Origin of the sequence: Paenirhodobacter sp., assembly GCF_047600745.1 — a bacterium.
GTDB lineage: Bacteria > Pseudomonadota > Alphaproteobacteria > Rhodobacterales > Rhodobacteraceae > Rhodobacter.
Window position 1 is genome coordinate 60,500 of the sequence record NZ_JASGKI010000004.1, and the last position, 16,329, is coordinate 76,828.

At 67.0% G+C, this 16,329-nt stretch carries 18 protein-coding genes and 2 pseudogenes; 16 read left to right on the plus strand and 4 right to left on the minus strand.

What is annotated here, in order from left to right; genetic code table 11:
• Positions 1–190 precede the first annotated feature (190 nt).
• The 11 genes from QM789_RS08865 to QM789_RS08915 all read left to right on the plus strand — a co-directional run bounded on the left by QM789_RS08865 (position 191) and on the right by QM789_RS08915 (position 10,541).
• The gene (locus QM789_RS08865; RefSeq protein WP_420351562.1) at positions 191–2,938 is read left to right on the plus strand and encodes an Rne/Rng family ribonuclease; all 2,748 of its coding nucleotides are present in this window, start codon (positions 191–193) and stop codon (positions 2,936–2,938) included.
• A 320-nt stretch (positions 2,939–3,258) separates the two neighbouring features.
• Positions 3,259–3,885, plus strand: a complete 627-nt coding sequence (locus QM789_RS08870) for a hypothetical protein (RefSeq protein WP_420351563.1) — start codon at positions 3,259–3,261, stop codon at positions 3,883–3,885.
• A 120-nt stretch (positions 3,886–4,005) separates the two neighbouring features.
• On the plus strand, positions 4,006–4,320 hold the full coding sequence (locus QM789_RS08875) for a hypothetical protein (RefSeq protein ID WP_420351564.1): 315 nt from the start codon (positions 4,006–4,008) through the stop codon (positions 4,318–4,320).
• A gap of 46 nt (positions 4,321–4,366) precedes the next feature.
• On the plus strand, positions 4,367–4,504 hold the full coding sequence (locus QM789_RS08880; RefSeq protein WP_420351565.1) for a hypothetical protein: 138 nt from the start codon (positions 4,367–4,369) through the stop codon (positions 4,502–4,504).
• A gap of 115 nt (positions 4,505–4,619) precedes the next feature.
• On the plus strand, positions 4,620–5,090 hold the full coding sequence (locus QM789_RS08885; protein ID WP_420351566.1) for an NADPH-dependent FMN reductase: 471 nt from the start codon (positions 4,620–4,622) through the stop codon (positions 5,088–5,090).
• A 96-nt stretch (positions 5,091–5,186) separates the two neighbouring features.
• Positions 5,187–6,335 (plus strand): CaiB/BaiF CoA transferase family protein, encoded by a 1,149-nt coding sequence (locus tag QM789_RS08890; protein WP_420351567.1) that lies wholly within the window; start codon positions 5,187–5,189, stop codon positions 6,333–6,335.
• Between the two features lie 52 nt (positions 6,336–6,387).
• Positions 6,388–7,488: an aminodeoxychorismate synthase component I gene (locus tag QM789_RS08895; RefSeq protein WP_420351568.1), complete on the plus strand. Its 1,101-nt coding sequence runs from the start codon at positions 6,388–6,390 to the stop codon at positions 7,486–7,488.
• Positions 7,461–8,060 (plus strand): aminotransferase class IV, encoded by a 600-nt coding sequence (locus QM789_RS08900; RefSeq protein WP_420351569.1) that lies wholly within the window; start codon positions 7,461–7,463, stop codon positions 8,058–8,060. Before QM789_RS08895 ends, QM789_RS08900 begins: the two co-directional genes overlap by 28 nt.
• Positions 8,061–8,117: 57 nt before the next feature.
• Entirely contained in the window at positions 8,118–9,155 is a 1,038-nt protein-coding gene (locus QM789_RS08905) for an aldo/keto reductase (protein ID WP_420351570.1), read from the plus strand.
• A 10-nt stretch (positions 9,156–9,165) separates the two neighbouring features.
• Entirely contained in the window at positions 9,166–9,672 is a 507-nt protein-coding gene (locus QM789_RS08910) for a lipocalin (RefSeq protein WP_420351571.1), read from the plus strand.
• Positions 9,672–10,541: an EamA family transporter gene (locus QM789_RS08915; RefSeq protein WP_420351572.1), complete on the plus strand. Its 870-nt coding sequence runs from the start codon at positions 9,672–9,674 to the stop codon at positions 10,539–10,541. Before QM789_RS08910 ends, QM789_RS08915 begins: the two co-directional genes overlap by 1 nt.
• On the opposite strand, the gene QM789_RS08920 is transcribed toward QM789_RS08915, so the two are convergent.
• Together QM789_RS08920 and QM789_RS08925 are read right to left on the minus strand one after the other, a co-directional pair.
• A complete protein-coding gene (locus QM789_RS08920; protein ID WP_420351573.1) occupies positions 10,538–11,224 on the minus strand; it encodes an NUDIX hydrolase in 687 nt (228 codons plus the stop codon). The two genes, QM789_RS08915 and QM789_RS08920, sit on opposite strands and share 4 nt — an antisense overlap.
• 1 nt (position 11,225) lies before the next feature.
• A complete protein-coding gene (locus QM789_RS08925; protein ID WP_420351574.1) occupies positions 11,226–11,615 on the minus strand; it encodes a DUF983 domain-containing protein in 390 nt (129 codons plus the stop codon).
• 147 nt (positions 11,616–11,762) lie between these two features.
• Here QM789_RS08925 and QM789_RS08930 point away from each other — a divergent pair, with 147 nt between their 5' ends.
• The 4 genes from QM789_RS08930 (at position 11,763) to QM789_RS08945 (ending at position 13,669) form a co-directional block, all read left to right on the plus strand.
• Positions 11,763–12,248, plus strand: coding sequence for an EF-hand domain-containing protein (locus QM789_RS08930; RefSeq protein WP_420351575.1), 486 nt, complete (start codon positions 11,763–11,765; stop codon positions 12,246–12,248).
• 66 nt (positions 12,249–12,314) lie between these two features.
• The gene (locus QM789_RS08935; protein ID WP_420351576.1) at positions 12,315–12,890 is read left to right on the plus strand and encodes an RNA polymerase sigma factor; all 576 of its coding nucleotides are present in this window, start codon (positions 12,315–12,317) and stop codon (positions 12,888–12,890) included.
• Entirely contained in the window at positions 12,883–13,191 is a 309-nt protein-coding gene (locus QM789_RS08940; protein ID WP_420351577.1) for a hypothetical protein, read from the plus strand. The genes QM789_RS08935 and QM789_RS08940 overlap by 8 nt, the downstream gene beginning before the upstream one ends.
• A gap of 10 nt (positions 13,192–13,201) precedes the next feature.
• A complete protein-coding gene (locus QM789_RS08945) occupies positions 13,202–13,669 on the plus strand; it encodes a periplasmic heavy metal sensor (RefSeq protein WP_420351578.1) in 468 nt (155 codons plus the stop codon).
• 261 nt (positions 13,670–13,930) lie between these two features.
• On the opposite strand, the pseudogene rpoH reads toward QM789_RS08945, so the two are convergent.
• Together rpoH and QM789_RS08955 are read right to left on the minus strand one after the other, a co-directional pair.
• Positions 13,931–14,829, minus strand: a pseudogene (gene rpoH / locus QM789_RS08950) (RNA polymerase sigma factor RpoH).
• Between the two features lie 153 nt (positions 14,830–14,982).
• A pseudogene (locus tag QM789_RS08955) lies at positions 14,983–16,007 on the minus strand (RluA family pseudouridine synthase).
• Between QM789_RS08955 and QM789_RS08960 the strand changes: the two are divergent.
• Positions 15,997–16,299, plus strand: coding sequence for a DUF6476 family protein (locus QM789_RS08960; protein WP_420351579.1), 303 nt, complete (start codon positions 15,997–15,999; stop codon positions 16,297–16,299). The pseudogene QM789_RS08955 and the gene QM789_RS08960 sit on opposite strands and share 11 nt — an antisense overlap.
• Positions 16,300–16,329 lie beyond the last annotated feature (30 nt).

A 16,329-nucleotide genomic window follows, 5' to 3' on the forward strand; every position in this document is an offset into this window, starting at 1 on the left:
GCCGGGGCCTCCCCCCGCCGCTTGGGAAGAACCGCGATGGTGCGTGGAAATGTCGGGCAGGTGATGACGGGCGGGCCGCTGGCCTCCGCCACCTGCGCGCCCATGCCTGCCATCGCCTCAACGAAAAATCATGTCCATGCCGCCTCTCCCCCCGGGGAGGGACGGCGGCGGGCATGTGGAACATGGATTCATGGCAAAGAAAATGCTCATAGATGCCACCCACGCGGAAGAAACCCGCGTCGTGGTGGTGGACGGAAACAAGGTTGAAGAATTCGACTTTGAAACGGTCAACAAACGGCAACTGGCCGGGAACATCTATCTGGCGAAAGTGACGCGGGTGGAGCCTTCGCTTCAGGCCGCTTTTGTCGATTACGGCGGGAACCGGCACGGCTTCCTGGCCTTCGCGGAAATCCACCCGGATTATTACCAGATTCCGGTGGCCGACCGCCGCGCGCTGCTTGAGGAAGAGCGCGCCTATGCCGAGGCCGAAGAGGCCGAGGAACGCGCCCGCAGCAGCAGCAACCGCCGCCGTCCGCGGCGCGGTGCCAAGGCCGAGAAGGCCGCGGATACCGATGCGGTGCTGCGTTCGGAAGACATTCCGGGCATGAGCCTCGTCGATCCGCAGGAAGAAGTTCCGGCTGTCGAAGGCGTCGAGCCGGAAGTGGTGGAAACGCCCGAAGCCGTGACGCTCGCGGAGCCTTCGGAAGAAGGCGTCGTGGCGGAAAGCGCGCCCGAAGCCGAAGAAATCACCGAGGCGGAAGACAGCGCTCCGGAAGATACTGGCGCCGCCGAAGAGGCCGAGGAACACGATCACGTCGATGACGATATCGAATCCGTCGCCGAAGAGGATGTGCAGGAAGAGATCCGTGCGCCGCGCAAGCCGCGCCCGCGCCGCTACAAGATCCAGGAAGTGATCAAGGTGCGCCAGATCATGCTGGTGCAGGTGGTGAAGGAAGAACGCGGCAACAAGGGCGCCGCGCTGACGACCTATCTGTCGCTGGCGGGTCGCTACTGCGTGCTGATGCCGAACACCGCGCGCGGTGGCGGGATCAGCCGCAAGATCACCAATGCCGCTGACCGCAAGAAGCTGAAGGAAATCGCCGGGGAACTGGAGGTGCCGCAGGGCGCCGGGCTGATCATCCGCACCGCGGGCAGCCAGCGCACCCGCACCGAAATCCGCCGCGACTATGAATATCTGATGCGGCTGTGGGAACAGATCCGCGAACTGACGCTGAAATCCATCGCGCCGGCGCCGATCTACGAAGAGGGCGACCTGATCAAACGGTCGATCCGCGACCTCTATTCCAAGGACATCGACGAGGTTCTGGTCGAGGGCGACCGGGGCTATCAGGTGGCCAAGGACTTCATGCGCATGATCATGCCGACGCATGCGAAGAACGTGAAGCATTACACCGAGCAACTGCCGCTGTTCGCGCGGTTCCAGGTGGAAAGCTATCTGGGCGGCATGTTCAACCCGGTGGTGCAGCTCAAATCGGGCGGTTATCTGGTGATCGGCGTGACCGAGGCGCTGGTGGCGATCGACGTGAACTCCGGGCGGGCGACGAAGGAAGGCTCGATCGAGGATACGGCGCTCAAGACCAACCTGGAGGCCGCCGACGAAGTGGCGCGGCAACTGCGTCTGCGCGACCTCGCCGGTCTGATCGTCATCGACTTCATCGACATGGAAGAGCGCAAGAACAACGCCGCCGTCGAGAAGCGCCTGAAGGAAAAGCTGAAGACCGACCGCGCGCGGATCCAGGTCGGGCGGATTTCGGGCTTCGGCCTGATGGAGATGAGCCGTCAGCGGCTGCGGCCCGGCATGCTGGAATCCACCACGCAGCCTTGCCCGCATTGCCATGGCACCGGGCTGATCCGGTCGGATGATAGCCTCGCGTTGCAGGTGCTGCGCGCGATCGAGGAAGAGGGCACGCGCAAGCGTTCGCGCGAGGTGCTGGTCAAGGCGCCGGTGGCCGTGGTCAACTTCCTGATGAATGCGAAGCGCGAGCATATCGCCTCGATCGAGGCGCGTTACGGTATGTCGGTGCGGATCGAGGCGGATCCGTCGCTGGTCAGCCCCGATTATTCGATCGAGAAGTTCAAGACCGCGACCCGTGTCGTGCCCGAAGTCCTGAGCCCGGTCGTCCATGCGACGGCGGAGTTGATGGCGGAGATCGACGAGGCGGAGATCGAGGAGGAAGAAGACCTCGATGAGGTCGAGGCCGAGGGTGCGGACAGTGCCGAGGATGGCGATGCGCCGCGCAAGAAGAAGCGTCGGCGTCGGCGGAAGAAGAAGGGCGGGGCCGATCAGGCGGATGCCGCGTCCGAAGGCGACGAGGACGAAGCGCCGGTTGAGGATGAGGACGAAGAGGATGCCGCGCGTGTTGCTGCGGCGGCCTCTCTGGCCGAGGTGAGCTTGCCGGAACTGCCGGTGGAGCCGTTGGCCGAGCCTGTTGCGCCTCCGGCTGAGGTGGTTGCCGAAGTCGTCGAAGAGGCGCCGAAGAAGCCGCGTCGGCGTCGCAAGACGGCCGAGGAAAAGGCTCTGGAAGCCGCGGCCGAAGGCGTGGAGGCCCCCGCGCCGAAGCGGACCCGGACGCGCCGCAAGGCGGTGGCGGTCGAGCCCGAGGCGGTTGCGCCGACTCCGGAGGATGTGCCGGAACCTGCACCCGCGGAACCCGCGGCGCCGGTCGAGGTGCCGCAAGAGGCTCCCGCCCCGGTCGAGACGCCCGCGGAACCCGCGGCTCCGGTCGAGGTGCCGCAAGAGGCTCCCGCCCCGGTCGAGATGCCCATGGAAACCCCGGAGCCGGTAGAGGTTCCGGAGCCCGCGCCGATGGAGATCCCTTCGGATTTTCCGGAAGAAGGCGCGGAGGAAGCGGGCGCTTCCGAGGAGCCGCAGGAACCGGCGGTGAAACGCCGCGGCTGGTGGTCGCAGACGCGCTGAGCAAAGGGCGGAGACTCCCGTTCGAGACATGATGAAGCGGCGCCCGCCTCTGTGGGCGCCGCTTTCTTTGGCCTTGGCGACGGAAGGAGTTTGGATCCGAGCGGGAATTGCTCCCTACTGGCTGCATCCGGCCCCTGCGGCGGCTTGTTTCAGGGGGTGTTGCGGCCTTGATGCTGTGACCGCTCCCCTTTGTGGATCGTTGCAGGCCCACCCTGGCACATTCGATACCGACGGGGGGTACAGCGTCAAAGCCGGGCGTTGGAGTCATTCAAAAGTGCGTCTATCTACCGGACACACGTTTGAGTTTAGTAGAGGGCGAGATGGCCTACAATCTTGAAGACTTTTCGGTGATGCGTAAGCGCCTTCAGGAGGCGTTGAAGGATGAAGCGGGGGTGCCGCTCTCGTGCCAGTTGTTTGATTGCTGCAATCCGGCTGGGTACGTTCAGATTGTTGATGGCGCCGGGAATGTGGTCGAGTATCACGTCGCGGAGGCATGCAATATCGCCGGTATGATAAACTCTTTGGGACGTATTCTCGCTTTGCCAAGGTCAAATGTTTCCTGCCGTGAGCTCTCGGAGATGTTTCTGGTGTCTCTTGATGTGCTTCGAGAATATATCCGGGCGGCATTTCCGACCAGGTTCTATAATGAAGTTGAAGATGACAAGGTGATCAGGCGATGGGCGGGTTTCATCAAGCATCCCAGTGATTTCGTCTTCGCGCACAGGTGTCTGTCGGAAAAGTATTCCGATTGTGAGCCGACGCCAATTGTAATCACAAGCAGCTATCTCAAAGAGTGGGATAACCTCCGCCGCGAAGACAGAGACGCGAAGAAGAGGGAACTTGCCAATCGCATTGTCACCGTTGAGCTTCCGAGCGTCGGCGAGGTGTTACGGTTCTTCGACTCGTGCGCCAACCATCTGAAAAGGCTGATTGAACGCTCCAAGTGACCACCTGACATTTCGGCTTTGTCTCATCCGTGACACAGTGGGGAACGGGAGGGTGCCGGTCGCTATTGTCCCTCCGCGATGATCGGGGTTCAATCGCGCGTTCCTGCTTCGGAGCCAGCCATGCCAGCCGCCAGCAGCCGGGATGATCGCCGCAGGCTTGGGTTGCAGAAGGTGCAACCGGCACTTCTGGGTTTGATGGATGGGGCGGTTTTGACGCTGGCGCGGATCTTCGCGGCGGCGGGGCTGGCGGCGAAGACGTTTTCGGCCTTTCTGGTGGGGCTGGCGGCCTCGCTCGGGGCGGGGATCTCGATGGGTCTGTCCGAGGCGCTGTCGGATGGCGGCTCGGTCAGCGGGCGCGGAAGCCCGGTCCGGCGCGGCGCCATCACCGGCCTTGTCACCGCGGTGGGCGGGGGCAGTCCACGTTGCCCTTCCTAATCCCGGACCGGAGCACGGCGCTCAACCTCGCCTATGCGGTGTTGTCGTGGAACGGATCGCCATCGTCTGGATCCGACACCACTATATGAGCGGCAGGCTGGGGCGAACCATCGTGCAGGTCGTCATCGGTGGTGTTATCGTCTTCATGATCGGGGTCTGGCTGGGCCATTTGGGCGCAGGCTGACCGGTCGCAACGCAGGAGAACTCCCCAATGAAACTCAATGTGGTGATCACCAGCACCCGCCCGGGCCGCAATGGCAAGGCGGTGGGTGACTGGTTTTATGACTATGCCAAGGCGCATGACGGCGGAATTCGAGGTCGTGCTGACCGATCTGGCGGATCTGAACCTGCCGGTGTTCGACGAGCCGAACCATCCCCGGATGAAGAAATACGTCCATGACCATACCAAAAAATGGTCGGCGATCGTCGAGGGTTCGGATGCCTTTGTCTTTGTGCTGCCGGAATATAATTTCTCGGCGCCGCCCGCATTCGTGAACGCGGTGAACTACCTGTCGCAGGAATGGGCCTACAAGCCGTGCAGCTTCGTCAGCTATGGCGGCGTGTCGGGGGGGCTGCGTTCGGTGCAGGTGGCGAAGGGGATCCTGACCACGCTGAAGATGATGCCGATCCCGGAGCAGGTGGTGATCCCGATGGTCTTCGGCCTGCTGGCGGAGGGCAAGTTCAACGCCGAGAAGCTGCATGAAGAGTCGGCCGATGCGTTGATCGCGGAACTGTATCGCTGGGCCGGGGCGCTGGCCACGCTGCGCTAGCCTTACCGGGCGTTCCGCGCATGGATCCATGCCTGAATAGCTGTCGCGATCCGGTGCGGATCGCGATAGTCAGGGCCGATGGAGCGGGAGGCAGCGATGACGCATGACGCACCCCTGAAGGGGCTGAAGGTGGTGGAACTGGCGCGGATCCTGGCGGGGCCGTGGATCGGGCAGGTGCTGGCGGATCTGGGCGCCGAGGTGATCAAGGTCGAGGCGCCGGAGGGCGACGACACCCGCCGCTGGGGCCCGCCCTTCGTCGAGCGCCCGCGCGCCGATGGCACGACCGAGACCGTCGCCGCCTATTACCACGCCGCCAACCGGGGCAAGCGCTCCGTCATCTGCGATTTCGGAAACCCGGAGGATCTGAACAAGGTCAAGGGGTTGATTGCCGAAGCGGATGTTCTGCTTGAGAATTTCAAGGTCGGCGGGCTGAGGAAATTCGGGCTGGATTACGACAGTTGCGCCGCGCTGAACCCAGGGCTGGTCTATGCTTCGGTGACGGGTTTCGGGCAGGACGGGCCGCGCGCGAAACAGCCGGGCTATGATTTCCTGGTGCAGGGGATGTGCGGGATCATGGACCTGACCGGGCCGAAGGGCGGCGAGCCGCAGAAGGTCGGCGTCGCCTGGATTGACATTTTCACCGGGCTTTATGGCGTGATCGGCGTGCAGGCGGCGTTGGCGGAGCGGGCGCGCTCTGGCCGGGGGCAGCATGTCGATCTGGCGCTTCTGGATGTCGGCGTCGGCGTGCTGGCCAATCAGGCGATGAACTTCCTGCTGGGCGGGATGGTGCCGCATCGGCTGGGCAATGCGCATCCTTCGATCGTGCCCTATTCGGTGTTCCCCTCGTCGGATGGGCATTTCATCATCGCCTGCGGAAATGACAGACAGTTCAGGGCGTTGTGCGGCATTCTTCAGATGACGGAATGCGACGATCCGGAGTTTGCCACCAACCCGGCCCGGGTCATGCACCGCGACGAGATCTGCGCCCGGATCGCCGCGCGCACGGCGCTGCGCCCGAAGACCGATCTGATCGCGGCGATGGAGGCGGCGGGTGTGCCGGGCGGGCCGATCAACGATGTGTCCGAGGCGCTGGCCGAGCCGCAGATCGCCGCCCGGGGCATGCAGATCGCACCCGAGGGGATCGCGGGCCTGCGCACGCCGATCCGGTTTTCGCGCAGCCCGATGACGCTGGAAAAGGCAAGCCCGGCGCTTGGCGAAGGCGAATGGCGGTTTTCCCCGGGCTGATCCTTGCGCATCGGGACGAATGATGCCCTAGTCCGCCGAAAAGGGGGCGGGCATGTTGGAGCTGGAGTTCGACGCGGGGCCATCGGGGCATGGGGCACGGTTCGCCGCGCCGCGCTTCCTGTTCCGCGCCGATACGCTGGATGAGCTGCCCGACTGTCTTGAGGCGATGGAGCGCGCGCGGGAGCGGGGCTTCTGGCTCGCCGGGCTGATCAGCTACGAGGCGGGCTATGCCTTTTCGCACCGGCTGGCCGATCTGATCCCCGAGGACCGCGAATTGCCGCTGCTGCTGTTTGGCGCTTATGACGGGCCGCAGATGCCGCGCCCCGGCTCTGCGCCTGTGCCGATGCCGGTGCTGTCTCCGGTGGTGACGCGCGCGGACTATGCGGCGGCCTTCGCCCGGGTGAAGGATTATATTGCGGCGGGCGACGTTTATCAGGTGAACCTGACCTTTCCGCTGATGGGCGAAACCGGGGCGGATCCGCGCGCGCTTTATGCCGGGCTTCGGGCGGGTCAGGCGGTCGGGCATGGCTGTCTGGTCGAGGCGGGGGATTTCGCGGTGTTGTCGCGCTCGCCCGAACTGTTCTTTGCGGTGGATGCGCAGGGCCGGGCCGTGGCGCGGCCGATGAAGGGCACGGCGCCGCGCGGCGCGACCCCGGCCGAAGATGCCGCGCTGGCCGAGGGCCTGCGCCGATCCGAGAAGAACCGCGCCGAGAACCTGATGATCGTCGATCTGCTGCGCAACGATCTGTCGCGGGTGGCGAAGCCGGGCACGGTGCGGGTGCCGAAACTCTATGAAATCGAGACCTATGCGACGCTGCATCAGATGACCTCGACGGTGGTGGCGGAACTGCATCCAGTGGGGCTTTCGGAACTGCTGGCGGCGCTGTTCCCCTGCGGCTCGATCACCGGCGCGCCGAAGATCCGCGCGATGCAGGTGATCCGCGAGGTCGAGCCCCATCCGCGCGGCGCCTATTGTGGCGCGATCGGCTGGGTAGCACCCACGGGGGCGATGGAGTTTTCCGTGGCGATCCGGACCCTGATGCTGCGTGAGGGGCGGATCACGCTGAACGTGGGCGGCGGCATCGTCGCCGACAGCCGGGCCGGGGACGAATGGGAGGAGGCGCTGTGCAAGGCGGGCTTTGCGGCGATCTGAGGTTGATCGAAACGCTGCTATGGGACGGCGGGCCGGTGCGGCTGTCGCTGCATCAGGCGCGGCTGGCGCGGGGCTGCGCGGCGCTTGGGGTCGCGGTGCCGGATCTGGTCGCGGTGCTGGCGGGGTGTTCGGGGCGGCTCAGGGTGCGGGTGACGGTCGATCTGGCGGGGCGGGTCGAGGTCACGCGGGCGCCCTTCGTGCCCGAAACGCGCGGCTGGCGGGCGGTTCTGGCCGAGGGGCTCGACAGCACCGATCCGTGGCGCGGGCTGAAGACCACCGAACGCGCGATCTACGACCGGACCCGCGCCGCGCTGCCGCCCGGCGTGGACGAGGCCGTTTTGCTCAACGAACGCGGCGAGGTGGCGGATGGCACGATCACCAATGTCTTCGTGGCCGAGGGCGCGGGCTGGCTCACGCCGTCCCTGACGTCCGGCTGCCTGCCCGGGGTGCTGCGGGCCGATCTGCTGGCGCGGGGGCTGGCGCGCGAGGCAGTGCTGCGGCCCGCCGATCTGCGCGGCGGCTTTCATCTGGGCAATTCCCTGCGCGGGCTGATTGCGGCGCGGCTGGTCTAGGGGCTTTCCCCCGGCGGGGGGCTGTGGCAGGTTCTGCGCCTGCGAAGGAGACGGATGATGCGCAAGCGCGAACTGGGCGGCACCGGGATCATGGTGTCGGAACTGTGTCTGGGGTCGATGACCTGGGGCACGCAGAACACCGAGGCCGAGGGCCATGCTCAGATCGACATGGCGGTCGAGCGCGGGGTGGATTTCATCGACACCGCCGAGATGTATCCCACCAACCCCGTCCGGACCGAAACCGTGGGCCGGACCGAGGAGATCATCGGCTCCTGGCTTGCGGGGCGGGCGCGCGACAAGGTGGTGATTGCGACGAAGATCACCGGCAATGGCCGCAAGGCGATCCGGGATGGCGAGGACATCACCCCCGATTCCATCCGCCGCGCGCTGGAAGCCTCGCTGCGGCGGCTGCGCACCGATTACGTCGACCTGTATCAGTTCCACTGGCCGAACCGGGGCAGCTATTCCTTCCGGCAGAACTGGGGCTATGCCCCCGCGCAGCAGCCGCCGAAGGCCGAGGTCGAGGCGAATATGCTGGAGTGTCTCGACACGCTGCGCGCGCTGGTGGCGGAGGGCAAGATCCGTCAGTTCGGCCTGTCGAACGAAACCGCCTGGGGCATGGCGGAATGGCTGCGGCTGGCCGGAGAGGGGCCGCGGGCGGTCTCGATCCAGAACGAATATTCGCTGATGTGCCGGCTGTATGATACCGATCTGGCGGAGCTGGGGCAGCACGAACGGGTCACGCTCCTGGCCTATTCGCCGTTGGCGGCGGGGCTGCTGAGCGGGAAATACGCGGGCGGAGTGGTGCCCGAAGGGTCGCGCATGGCGCGCACGCCGGATCTGGGCGGGCGGGTCAATCCGCGTGCCTTCGAGGTGGCGGATCGCTATGTTGCGCTGGCGCGTGGGGCGGGGCTCGACCCGGTGACGATGGCGATCGCCTGGATCCTGACGCGGCCCTTCCCGGTGATCCCGATCATCGGTGCGACGTCCTGCGACCAACTCGCCAGGTCGCTCGACGCGGCGGATACGGTTCTGCCGCCCGAGGTGCTGACCGGGATCGAGCGGCTGCACCGCGAAAACCCGATGCCGTTCTGAGGAGAGGACCATGCGTCACCTGATATGGGCCGGGGTGCTGGCGCTGGCCGCCTGCGCCGCTGCGCCCGAACGGCCCGCCGCGCCGGTCGTGCTGCGCAATCCGTCGGGGTGGATTTCCTCGGCGGTGCTGTTCGATCCGCAGCGGTTCGCCGGGCGCTGGCATGTCGCGGAAAGCGGCGTGCCGGGCTGTGCCGGGGCGCGGCAGGACTGGGCATGGGATGGGCGCGGCTATGTGCTCTCCGGTGTCGATTGTTCGGGCGGGCGGCCCGCGCGTCTGGGCGGGCGGCTGGATCTGACCGGGCCGGGCGGGCGGATGACGCCGCAGGGCGCCTTTGGTGGCGCACCGGTCTGGGTGCTCTGGGTCGATCAGGATTATCGCACGGCGGTTCTGGGCACGCCTTCGGGGCGCTTCGGCATGGTGATCACGCGCGACCTGCCGCCCCGGGGCGATCTGATGGTCGCGGCGCGGCGGGTGCTGGACTTCAACGGCTATGACATCCGCCGGATCGGGCGCTGATGCTCTGGATCTGGATCACGCTCGGCGCGGCGGCGGTGCAGACGCTGCGCTTCATGCTGCAAAAGAAGCTGTCGTCCTCGGGCCTGTCGGTGGGCGGGGCGACGTTTTCGCGCTTCCTGTTCGGCGCGCCGATCGCGGCGGCGGTGGCGCTGGTGTTCGCCGGGCCGGTGCCGATGCCCTCGGCCCGGTTCTGGGCCTTTGCGCTCTTGGGCGGCGCGGCGCAGGTGGCGGGGACGTTCCTGACGGTTTCGCTGTTCAAGCTGCGCAATTTCGCCGTCGGCATTGCCTTCACCAAGACCGAGACGGTGCAGGTCGCGCTGATGTTGCTGCTGATCCTTGGCGAAACCGTGTCGGGCCTTGGCTGGCTCGGCATCGCGGTCGGGCTGGCGGGGGTACTGGCACTGTCGCGCACGCCCAGCGGCTTTTCGGCGCGGGCGACGGTTTATGGCGTGGCGGCGGGAGGGCTGCTTGGCCTGTCGTCGATCTGCTACCGGGGGGCGACGCTCGACCTGATGCCCGCGGGCTATTTCACCCGGGCGATCGTGACGCTGGCCTGTGTCACGGCGGCGCAGACGGTGGGGATGGCGCTCTATCTGCGGCTGCGTGAGCCGGGCGAACTTGGCCGCGTGCTGCACAGTTGGCGCCGCACCGTCTGGGTCGGCGTCACCGGCATTGCCGGGTCGGCGGGCTGGTTCACGGCCTTCGCGCTCCAGAACGCGGCCTATGTCCGCGCGCTCGGGCAGGTGGAGATGGTCTTCACGCTGCTGGTCTCCGCGCTGGTCTTCCATGAACGGCTGAGCCGGCGCGAAGGGATCGGCATTGCGCTGGTGGTTCTGGCGCTGGTGCTGGTCGTGCTGGGCGGGCGCTAGCCGATCCGGCGAAACACCGAGCGTTCGCCCCGGTTGTCGAAGAACGGCACATGGGCGGGTTCGGCGCCCCGGGGGCGTTCGCTCAGGAAGGCCTGCACCTCGGCCAGCACCACTTCGGTGATGAAGGGCAGGTTGAGGTCGCGCGCCTCGGCCATCCGGACCCATTGCAGATGCGAAAGCTCGTCACAGGCGCGGGAAAAATCGTCGGGGTCGGAGGCCAGGTCGTCCGCGTCGATCAGGAAGAACCGGGCATCGAACCGCCGGGGTCGCCCGGGTGGGGTGATCGCGCGGAACACGAAGCGCAGCGCATCGGCGGTGGGGCGAAAGCCCGCCTCGGCAAAGCCCCGCCAATCCTCGGGCACCATGCCGGGCCAGCCGCCCGCCGCGCCAAGGATCAACCCGGTTTCCTCCCACAGCTCGCGGATCGCGGCCGCCGCCAGCGCCGGGCCGATCGCGGGGGACTCCGCCTCCAGCCGCCGGGCGGTGTCGGGCGTCAGCGGCGCGAGCAGCGGCACATCGGCATCCGCCGCATCCAGCGCGCCGCCCGGAAAGACGAATTTCGACGGCATGAACGCCGCCTGCGCGCCCCGCATCCCCATCAGCACCGAAGGCCCGTCACCCCCCCGCCGCACCACCAGAACGGTCGCCGCATCGCGCAGCCGGGTCTTGTCTGTCTGTGTCATCTCAATCGCTCGCTGCTTCCCCCGCGCCGAATCCGTGCATCCGGCGCGACCACTGGATCGCCACGATCATGCCCTTCAGCCGCGGCAAGAGAAAGAGCGACAGCGCCACGCAGCCCGTCGCGAAGACAGCGATCAGCGTGAGCGGCGAGGGCCGGAACGCGACGAAGGCCCACAGGATCAGCGGTGCCATCAGATGCCCGACGATCAGGATGGTCAGATAGGCCGGGCCGTCATCGGCGCGCTGCGGGCGGAAATCCTCGCTACAGGCGGGGCAGGCGGTGCGCACGGTCAGATAGCCGTCAAGCAGCGGCCCGCGCCCGCAGTTCGGGCAGCGGCACATCAGCCCGCGCAGGACCGCAGGCCCCAGGGGGCGGTCGTCGATATCGGTCATGGTCTCCTCCGCCGCCACTATCCGACGAAAAATCCGTTCTGCCTAGCCCGATCACGGTTTCGACATTCCGCGACGGATTGCGGCGCGCGGCGCGTTTGGCGAATATCTGGCCCCGAAATGGGGCGTGACGACAGCAGGAGACGAGAGATGAACGGTTTCAAGGGCATTCTTCTGGCGGGCGTTCTGATCGGAGCCCCGGCGCTGGCACAGGATTTCCCGCACTTCGATCTGAAGCAGTTCGATGCGGATGGCGATGGCAAGGTCTCGCTCGAAGAAATCACGCAAAAGCGCAAGGCCGAGGCCGAGGCGCTGGACGCGGACAAGGACGGCAAGCTGAGCTATGACGAACTGGTCGCCGGTGGCCTGCGCGACGTCCGCCCCCGTATCGAGGCGCGGGTGAAGGCCCGGATCGCGGCGCAGGATACCGATGGCGACGGCCTGCTCTCGGCGGCCGAACTCGCGGTGCCGCCGAAGGGCGTGCGGATGTTCAACCGGCTGGATGCGGATTCCGACGGCGTGCTGACCGGCGACGAGATCAAGGCCGCGCGCGACCGGAAGCATCAGGATCGTCCCCATCATGGCGACCGTCCGGGAGACCGGCGCGCGAAGCCGGGCGACGCCGCCGCGCAGTGACCGGAGTCCGGCGCCGCCACGGCGGGCCGGATGGACGGGCAGGTCTTTCACGCTGGTGCGGGTGGCATGACATTGGCATTCGATGCGGTTTCGGACGAAGCGCTGCTGGGTCTCTATGGCAATGGGGACCGGGGAGCGGCGCGCCTGCTGACGGAGCGTTTCGCGCCGCTGGCCTTCCGTGTGGCGCAGCGCATGCTGAACGACCGCGCCGAGGCCGAGGATGTCGCGCAGGAGGCGATGCTGCGGCTGTGGAAGATCGCGCCCGGCTGGCGCCCGGGCGAGGCGAAGGTCTCGACCTGGCTCTACCGGGTGGTGACCAATCTCGCGACGGACCGGCTGCGCCGCCGCCGGGGGGTGGGTCTGGACGAGGCGCCGGAGGTCGAGGATGACGCCCTTTCGGCGCTCGACCGGATGATCGAGACGGATCGGGCGCGGGCACTGGAGCTGGCGCTGGCGCAACTGCCCGCGCGGCAGCGGCAGGCGGTGGTCCTGCGTTATCTTGAGGGCATGTCGAACCCGGAGATCGCCGAGGCGATGGAAACCGGGGTCGAGGCCGTGGAAAGCCTGACGGCGCGTGGCAAGCGGCGGCTGGCGGCGCTGCTGTCGGGGCGGCGCGGAGAACTGGGGTATGGTCATGACTGACGGACGCGATCTGGATGCACTGCTCGAACCGTTCTTCGCGGCGGCACGCGAGGCGCCGCCCGAACTCTCACCGGCGGCGATGCGGGCGATCCTGGATGCGGCGGCGCCGCGCCGGACGGTTCGGGTGCTTTGGGGCCGGGAGTTGTGGGGCGCGCTTGGCGGGATGGCGGCGGCCGCGGCGGTGGGGCTGTGGCTGGGCTTCGTCGGGTCCGAACAGGTGATGCGGCTCACGGTCGGCTCCGCCGAGGAAACCGTGTCCGTGCTGGACGAAAGCGACATTCTGGCCCTGGCGGGGGAGTGAGGAACGGATGATGGGACGCGGGTGGCAGAAATGGGCGCTGGTGGCTTCGGTGACGGTGAACCTGCTGGTTGTGGGCGTGGTCGCGGGCGGCTTCTGGGGCCATGAGCGGATGGAGCGGCGCGAACCGCCGGTAGACTTCCGGCTCGGCCCCCTTGGCGCGGCCTTCTCACGCGAGGATCGGGCGCAGATGCGGCAGGAGGCAGCAAAGGCCGGGGTGGACATCCGGGAGATGCGGAAGGATTTCGGCGCGGATATGGAAGCCCTGATCGCCACGGTCGAGGCCGATCCCTGGGACGAGGACGCCGTGCGCCGACAGCTTGCGCAGATGCGCGCGAATGCGGATCGGCGCGTGCTTCTGGGCGAGCAGGTCATGCTGCAACGCCTCTCCGCGATGAGCGCGGAGGAGCGGGGGCGCTATGCCGAACGGCTGCGCAAGCTGATGACCGCGCCCCGGCATGCGAAATCTGCGGATCATTGAGGGGGTTTCCCCGCGCGCTTTTGTGCGGGGCGTGCACTGACGGCATTCGTCCGCACGAAGGGCGGGTGTTACCGCTGGGGGCCATGGCACCCCGGTGTTTCTGAGCGCACCGATGTAGCGACCGGGGTCATCGGGGATAAGCCTCCGCGCGACGGCTCCGGCGGCGGGCGATGCGAACCCACTTGCCGCAGCGTCATCGGCAGGGGCTTGCACCCCTGGGCGCAACAGCACGCGGTGGTTGGCCACCGCGTGCTGTATCGGTCAGGCGGGGATCGCCATCCCCTTGTCCTTTGCCAGAACGCGCATCCGGTTTTGCAGTTTCTCGAAGGCACGAACCTCGATCTGCCGGATCCGCTCGCGCGAGACGTCGTATTTGCTGGAGAGCTCCTCCAGCGTCACCGGCTCGTCGCGCAGGCGGCGTTCGACCAGAATATCGCGCTCGCGTTCGTTCAGCACATCCATCGCGGCGGTCAGCATGGCGCGGCGGGCGTCCAGCTCATCGGCCTCGGCATAGGCTTCGGCCTGATTGGCGTCCTCGTCCTCCAGCCAGTCCTGCCATTGCGTGGCGCTGTCACCCTCGGCGGAGCCGACCTGCGCGTTGAGCGAGGCATCCCCCCCGACAACCGCCGGTTCATGGCGATAACCTCGTCCTCGGTCACGTTGAGGTCATGGGCGATCCGCTTCACCGCATCGGGGCGCAGATCGCCGTCCTCATAGGCGCCGATCCGGGCCTTGGCCTTGCGCAGGTTGAAGAATAGCTTCTTCTGCGCCGAGGTGGTGCCCAGCTTCACCAGCGACCACGACCGCAGGATGTATTCCTGAATCGCGGCGCGGATCCACCACATCGCATAGGTGGCCAGACGGAAGCCCTTTTCCGGGTCGAACCGCTTCACCGCCTGCATCAGCCCGACGTTCGCCTCCGAGATCACCTCGGCCTGCGGCAGGCCGTAGCCGCGATAGCCCATCGCGATCTTCGCGGCCAGACGCAGATGCGAGGTCACCAGCTTGTGCGCCGCCTTCGGATCCTGATGATCGACCCAGCGTTTTGCCAGCATGTATTCCTCTTCCGGTTCCAGAAGCGGAAACTTGCGGATTTCCTGCATGTAGCGGTTCAGGCCCTGTTCGGGGCTCGGCGCTGGCAGGTTGGCGTAACTGGTCATATGTCCCTTTCTTTCTCCCTGACGGACCGCCCCAGATGGGGGCGGCAGGGGCGGAGTTCAAGAGGCCCGTTGTCGGGCTTGACGATACAACGCAGCATGACCCCGGTTCCGTTCCCTGTCCAGCCGGGATGACGCCAAAGTGAACGGCGCGGTTTACTTTTCCGCGCCACCGCGCAGCGCCGCCAGAAGCGCATCAAGATCGTCGGGAAGGGGGAGGAAAAGCTCAGATCCTCGCCCGTCACCGGATGGCGGAAGCCCAGCGTGGCGGCATGCAGCGCCTGCCGGGAAAAGGCTGCGACGGCCTCGGTCCCCGGCATCTTCGCGGGTAGTTTGCGCTTGCCGCCATAGACCGGATCGCCGATCAGCCCATGGCCGGCATGCGCCATATGGACCCGGATCTGATGCGTGCGGCCGGTTTCCAGCCAGCAATCGACCAGCGCGGCGGCCTCGAACGCCTCGACCACCCGGGCGCGGGTGACAGCGTGGCGCCCGCCGTCGAACAGCACCGCCTGTCGCTGGCGGTCGGTCTTGTGGCGGGCAAGCTGCGAGGTGATCTTCAGCACGCCGCCCTGTTCAAAGCTGACCCCGCGCACGCCCCGCAGGCGCGGATCGGCGGCGGAGGGCACGCCATAGACCACCGCCAGATAATGCCGGTGGACAGTATGCCGTTCAAATTGCGCGGCCAGGCCGTGATGCGCCCGGTCGGATTTCGCGACGACCAGCAGGCCGGAGGTGTCCTTGTCGATCCGGTGGACGATGCCGGGCCGGGCCTCGCCGCCGATGCCGGACAGGTTGCCGCCGAAATGATGCAGCAGCGCATTGACCAGCGTGCCGTCCTCGGACCCCGGCGCGGGGTGGACGACCATCCCCGCCGGTTTGTCGATGACGATCAGATCCGCATCTTCCCAGATTACCCTCAGCGGGATGTCCTGCGCCACCGTCTCCACCGCGCGCGGTGGCTCCAGCGCGATTTCGTAGGTTTCCCCGGCGGTTACGCGCGCCTTCTGATCCGTGATCGCAACCCCGTCCCGGGTCACCGCGCCCTCGGAGATCAGCCGGGCAAGGCGCGAGCGCGACAATGCCGCTTCCTCTGGCACAAGTGCCGCCAGGGCCTTATCAAGGCGGTCGGCGGGGGGCTCCCCGATTTCGATACGCAGGATGTTCGCGATGCCCGACATGACGCCTTCCGATCCGGCCCCCCTGCCGGAGGTGCGGTTTCTCAAGATGCTCGTCACGGCGCTGGCCGTCACGATGATCCTTGGCCTTGTAACGATCGTCGGGCTGCTTGTCACCCGGCTGCGCACCGCGCCGCCGCTGCCCGTGCTGCCCGAGGTCATCCGCCTGCCCGAAGGTGCGCGGGTCGAGGCGCTGACCTTTGCGCGCGGCCATACGGTGGTGGTGACCACGGCGGGCGAGGTGCTGATCTACCGCGCGGACGGCACGCTCGCGCGCACCGTCGCGGTGGAGTGATCCGGCTTTCGCGCCGACGGGGGAAGACGG